The 5,792-nt window shown below is 41.5% G+C and carries 7 protein-coding genes and 1 pseudogene; 2 read left to right on the top strand and 6 right to left on the bottom strand.

Annotated features, from left to right (window positions below):
* Nucleotides 1-89: 89 nt before the first annotated feature.
* Entirely contained in the window at nucleotides 90-548 is a 459-nt protein-coding gene (locus tag CCU_RS05280; RefSeq protein WP_015533841.1) for a GNAT family N-acetyltransferase, read from the bottom strand.
* Between the two features lie 294 nt (nucleotides 549-842).
* Here CCU_RS05280 and CCU_RS05275 point away from each other — a divergent pair, with 294 nt between their 5' ends.
* Nucleotides 843-2,153, top strand: a complete 1,311-nt coding sequence (locus tag CCU_RS05275; RefSeq protein ID WP_015533840.1) for an MATE family efflux transporter — start codon at nucleotides 843-845, stop codon at nucleotides 2,151-2,153.
* Nucleotides 2,154-2,240: 87 nt separating this feature from the next.
* Nucleotides 2,241-3,065 (top strand): DUF1963 domain-containing protein, encoded by an 825-nt coding sequence (locus tag CCU_RS05270; RefSeq protein WP_015533839.1) that lies wholly within the window; start codon nucleotides 2,241-2,243, stop codon nucleotides 3,063-3,065.
* A 53-nt stretch (nucleotides 3,066-3,118) separates the two neighbouring features.
* Here the strand turns inward: CCU_RS05270 and CCU_RS05265 are convergent, their stop codons facing one another.
* From CCU_RS05265 to CCU_RS05245, 5 genes and pseudogenes are all read right to left on the bottom strand, one after another.
* Nucleotides 3,119-3,640: a hypothetical protein gene (locus CCU_RS05265; RefSeq protein WP_208896014.1), complete on the bottom strand. Its 522-nt coding sequence runs from the start codon at nucleotides 3,638-3,640 to the stop codon at nucleotides 3,119-3,121.
* The gene (locus tag CCU_RS14270) at nucleotides 3,597-4,067 is read right to left on the bottom strand and encodes a cysteine-rich small domain-containing protein (protein WP_015533838.1); all 471 of its coding nucleotides are present in this window, start codon (nucleotides 4,065-4,067) and stop codon (nucleotides 3,597-3,599) included. Before CCU_RS14270 ends, CCU_RS05265 begins: the two co-directional genes overlap by 44 nt.
* Before the next feature lie 64 nt (nucleotides 4,068-4,131).
* Nucleotides 4,132-4,464 carry an EamA family transporter gene (locus tag CCU_RS05255; RefSeq protein WP_330369830.1) on the bottom strand — a complete coding sequence of 111 codons (333 nt, stop codon included), beginning with the start codon at nucleotides 4,462-4,464 and terminating at the stop codon, nucleotides 4,132-4,134.
* Nucleotides 4,458-4,805, bottom strand: a complete 348-nt coding sequence (locus tag CCU_RS05250) for an EamA family transporter (protein ID WP_015533837.1) — start codon at nucleotides 4,803-4,805, stop codon at nucleotides 4,458-4,460. The genes CCU_RS05255 and CCU_RS05250 overlap by 7 nt, the downstream gene beginning before the upstream one ends.
* A 25-nt stretch (nucleotides 4,806-4,830) precedes the next feature.
* A pseudogene (locus tag CCU_RS05245) lies at nucleotides 4,831-5,765 on the bottom strand (glycosyltransferase family 2 protein).
* Nucleotides 5,766-5,792 lie beyond the last annotated feature (27 nt).

Genomic DNA, 5,792 nt, shown 5'->3' with positions numbered 1-5,792 from the left:
ATCCATTTTCTTTCCAGGCCGCATCTCCGGATTCTCTGCAACAGGTTCTGGATCGCCGCACCTCGATAAGCTGTCTATTATCAAAAGTATCATAATTGCTGTATATCTATAACCATGCACTCCTCAGATGCCTTAAATCCCACTGATTCATACAGCGGTCTGCCGCTTTCTGTGGCATCAAGGCTTATCTCCGTGGCGCCATGTGCACGCGCATCCCCTATAAGCATATTCACAAGATGCCTGGCGATTCCTCTTCTCCGATAGTGCTCTTCTGTATATACATTCATGAGATGTGCTCTCTTTCCTGATGAGTGAGAAAATGTTGGCATTATTTCAATATAAGACATACTGGCACACGCCACACATCTTCCGTCATTGACAGCTACAACTGTTGTCTGATCACCCTCAAGAAAATACCTTCTGCTGCTCACCACCAATTCATCATCAAATATGTAATCAGCAGGAAGATCATTGACTATCCTAAGCATGGACAATCTGACATCCATCAGCATATCTATATCATTTGCATCTGTCACTCTATACTCCATAATACCCCCTTATTACTCCTTGACATTTTTATGCCTCCTGCTATAATAACACAAGTCGGACGGTATGTTGAATATTAATATACCTTGCAAGGTGTTCTGCAGATGCAGGATTCCCGGATGGAACATGAATCGCGATAAAAACATATCAGAATTTTCATGAGCCAGATAAGATACTTTATCTTATCTGGCTCTTTTTTTATGCGGCTGGCAGGTTAATGTGTCCCCGCGATCATGTGCCTTTCCGATTTTCAATGATTTTCAATTATAAACTATTTTTGTTAAGGAGATTTACAAATGGACCTGTTAAGAGACAATCTGAAAAAGCTTTACTTCAAATTCCTCATTCCCTCCCTTGGAAGTGCCATGGTCATGTCCATATACACCCTGACTGATGCCATCGTCATCGGCAAAGGTGTTGGAACTGATGCCCTGGCCGCTCTGAGCATCACAACGCCTCTGCTGTGCATACTTATGTCAACCGGAATTCTCTTTGGCGTAGGTGGATCAGTACAGATGAGCGTGCACAGAGGAAGTGGCAACACAGTGAAATCTAACCGCTACTTCACCGTGTCATTCATGATGATCGCAGCAGTCACCGCACTGCTGTGGATACTGTACGTAACATGCATGCCATCACTGCTGAGGCTCATGGGTGCAAATGCCACTCTATACCCATATGCCATGTCATACATGCACTATATAAATATATTCCTGCCGGTTGCAGTATTTTCCAACTTCGTAGCTATATTTGTGAGGGCTGACAATGATCCGAACCGCGCCATGGCAGGCGTCCTGCTGGGTGGAGTGTTCAATATCGTGATGGACATTGTACTGGTATTCCCACTGAAGCAGGGAATCAGCGGAGCCGCACTTGCCTCCGTAATCGGTATGCTGATCCAGATACTTGTCGCCTCATCACATTTTCTCAGCAAGAAGAATGAGCTGCGTTTCATAATGCCACACAGGCTCCTGAACAGCATGAAGAATATCGTGACAGCCGGTATCCCGAGCTTTTTCAATGAATTTGCAAATGGATTTATAGTACTGCTGTTTAACATACAGATATTGAAGTACTGCGGCGAGAATGCCCTGTCCATATACAGCGTCATCTCCAACTGCGTCATCCTGTTCAATTCTCTGTTCACAGGAGTTGGTCAGTCTGTGCAACCTGTGATCTCGACCAACTACGGAGCAAATAACATAGGCAGAATAAACGCCATAAACAGAATGGCTTACACAACCATCCTGATCATGGGTGTGCTGTTCTCACTTCTTGGAATACTTTTTCCAAGGGTGCTCTGCGATGTGTTTATAGATATGAATGAAGGTCTTGGTGTCATTGCCGATCTTGGTGTCAGAGCGTACTTCTTTGCATTTGTGCCATTTGGGATCAACCTGATGACCTCCTACTATCTCCAGGCCATACTGAAATCCGGGCAATCTCTGTGTATATCACTGCTCCGAAACATCATACTCAGCAGCGTGTGTATACTGACGTTCCCAGTTTTGATCGGAGGCAACAGCTTGTGGTTTGCTGCACCTGTGACCGAGGCTGTGACTCTTACTGTCAGTCTGGTATTTCTAGCGCGGCAATCCCCAAGGTAGGGTAGCCATTAAATGTGTATGCAAATTAGGCGATATTAGATATAATGAATGTGTTGACTTTAACAAATAGGGATTAGGGGGTATAAAATGAAAATGCACGAAATGGATTTGATGGAATTCCTTATTAAAGAAGGACACACTGATATTGCAGAAAGTATTAAAGACTACCGAAAAAATACTATTAAAATGTGTGTGAAGGATGTAGAAAATGTAATTGCAAAAGGCACAAGTAAAATCGGTGGCTTTCCCGATCTTCCGCCCGAAATTCCATATCCCACAATGTCGGGCTATTCCTGCAAGCGCGGAGATGACACTGAGCGGTACGAAAAATCAGCAATGCAGCTTGTTGCTCAAATCAATCTTACGGACATTGCCGACTTGGATATTGAAAACAAGCTTCCGCACACGGGTATTTTATATTTTTTCTGGAGCGGAGAAATCGACTCAATTCACCAGACCAACAAATGGGTTGAAAGCGTTGCTGACGCCCCCGAAAATTCGGCTTATCACAAGGTGATCTGGTACAACGGCGACCTGTCAAATTTAAATAGAACTGAGCCGCCTGTTCCATATTATTCAAAGTATTTTACAGAAACTTTTGAGGAAAAGGCTGTCGAGTTTGAACTCACCACAGATTATCAGCCACTGGGAGATGTGCTTGACTGTGACCTATTTGACCGTCTTGAAGAAGTTGCTCCAGATTATGATATCGAATATCTTTCGTATGACGGAAACAAATTATTCGGTTATCCTACGGGTGGTAATATTCCGGATGTAAATGCAAAAACACATCTGCTGTTTCAATATAGTTACAACGTTGGTTGTCTATGGAATATCTTTTGGATCATTTCAGATGAAGATTTAAAGAACCGCAATTTCGACAAAGCGGTCTTTAGTTTCGATTTGGACTAATAACTATAATTCTAAGTAGGAGCAGAACACTCCTGCTCCTACTTGGTATAAATTCAGTGCTTTATACAGAATTCACAGCCACCGCTCTGTCCAATACAGTCTCTGCAATCAGAATCCACCGCAAACACATCTTCACCCGCGATCAGATATGTTCCAACAAGACTCATCTTCGGTGACATACGTTCTCCGTTCCATGACACGCCTACCTGTGATGCATCCATAAGTCCAAGCAACTCATGTATGGTATCCATACCCATTCCGTAATATCCGGGACCGAATGATGGGCTGCAATACCGATTATCATATACACTGTTCTTTCTCTCAAGATATCCCTGCACCCACACTCTGACAACATCCATGCACGCCACCTGAAATGCCTCCATGTAATACTGTTCAAGAACCGAACCCGCACTTTCTATGTCGATCTCCGGCGCATGGAATGCATACAGATATCCATTTTCAACGCTGCTCAGATCAAGCTGTTCAAGGACATTGCATTTTATCCTCTTCCTGCCAAATTCAAAATAGCCCTCATGAACGCACTCCACCGCAAATGGCTGCAGCAATACTGACACCTGGCAGTCCACTGAGGTTTCCGAAGCTTTTTTCGTTCATGATCCGGTCAAGCACTATTTCTGCCTCCCGCTGATGTTCCACACGCATGTCAGGCTCCATGTCATTTATATGCGTGATCTGTACCAACCTGTCCTTTATTTGCTGTCTCAGCTTTCTCAAATCTACATGCAGTATCTCTTCCTGCCTCTGCAAATGAGCAATGACTTTGTCGTACATCTCCGGTCTGTGAACCACCAGACATGAGCTGCAATCCTTTATCTTCTGTCCCCTTCCATTCACTATATACTCAGGACTGCCTATGCAGCTCTCATCAAAATAAAGTGGGCAGTAACAGAACAGGCAGTTAAATTTATCTTCATCTTTTACCTTATGGCACGGGAAGAATTCGCAATCCCGGTTCTGGAAAAATTTGTAGTTGTTATTCATTATTCTTAATCTCCTATATACAAAAAGAACGTCAGCTGTTACCCTTACGTTCTTTTGTCTTACGCTATGCCATTGACACAAGTACAGCCCCAATCAATATGAGAACTACACCTACAATTTTATTCTTCGTAATATTTTCTTTCAATATGAAATAAGATATGACCATTATCCATACATACGTTATGGATGTCAGAGGAAGAACCACCGAATAATCCAAATATCTCAATACATCTATATTCAGCAAAGCTGATACAAGATACAAGCATCCACCAATATACAAATTAATGTTTTTCAACATAGAAAAGAGATTATCAGATGCAGATGCTTTCTTCAAAAAAAATGAAGCTATGGCTCCACTGAGCGTCATAATCACAAGTATAAAATAATATATCAGCACTCTTCTGTATCTCCTCCTGCTATCATTATTACTCCTGCAATTATTACAAGGACACCTATGCATTTTACAAATCCGACCTTCTCACCAAGCACTATAGCCGCCAGGACTATACTGAGAACATAATTCAGGCTTAACATCGGTTGTAAAACAGATAATTTTCCGTATCTGTATGCAATTATCATCACCAGAGCTCCAACGCCATAAAATCCAAAACCAACGATCATATATCCCAGGCCTTTATCTGCAGACATTTTCCACAGCATCTGACCTATACAGGCACATATTGAAGATATTATCATCAAAATAATACCTTTTTTATTTATTCTTATCGACTCAAGCATATTATTGTCTCCTGTTCAATATTGATCACTTTGAATTTTTCTTCATATGGTCAACCTGGATCAGCTTATACTCAAAGTCTCTCTTGTCCTGACTTCTAAGTGTACTGAGAAGTACTCCCACCGCAAAGAACAGGATTGCCATTACCATCACAAAGCCGCAGACGATCAGCGTCGGGAATCTATCCACAACTCCCGTTTTAAAGTATGCTGAAAGTACCGGAATGAAGAATAATATACTACACAGCGCAAGAACAAGTGATATGGCTGTAAAAAATCCAAATGGTTTATAGTTCTTGTACAGCTTCACTATTTAAGCAACACCTTTATACCATCTGAGTATGTATTTAACTTAGATTCACTTCCGTCAGGTCTGTCTCGGTATTCAATGATCACATTCTCGACCTGCATGTTTCTATCTACAGCATGGATGCTCATCTCAGTTTCAATCTCAAATCCTTTTGACATAACCGGATATGTCTTGACGAATTCATAGCTGAACGCTCTGTATCCCGTCATTATATCCTTTATAGATGTCTTAAAGAGATTGTTTATAGACCACCTTACTATGCTGTTTCCAAAATTGTGAAATGGTCTTTTATTTTCCTGAAAATATGTACTGGATAATCTGTCTCCAACTACCATGTCTGCATTTTTATTTATAACCGCATCCACCATTTCAGATGCGCATTCAGCAGGATATGTATCATCGCCATCCACCATGATATACACTTCCGCATCTATCTCCCTGAACATTCTTCTGATAACATTTCCTTTGCCCTGCTTATACTCTTTTCTTACAACTGCACCAGCTTTTTCTGCAAGTTCAGATGTCTTGTCACTTGAATTATTATCGTACACATATATTGTAGCATCAGGCAAAACCGCCTTAAAATCTGTTACGACCTTGTAGATTGTCTTTTCTTCATTATAACATGGAATTAATACCGCTATTTTATCCATATTTCTCCTTGTATGATAATTAGGAAG

The organism is Coprococcus sp. ART55/1 (assembly GCF_000210595.1).
Taxonomy (GTDB): Bacteria; Bacillota; Clostridia; order Lachnospirales; family Lachnospiraceae; genus Coprococcus; species Coprococcus aceti.
Note: the sequence above shows the minus strand (reverse complement) of the source record. Positions and strands in the feature narration are given on the sequence as shown.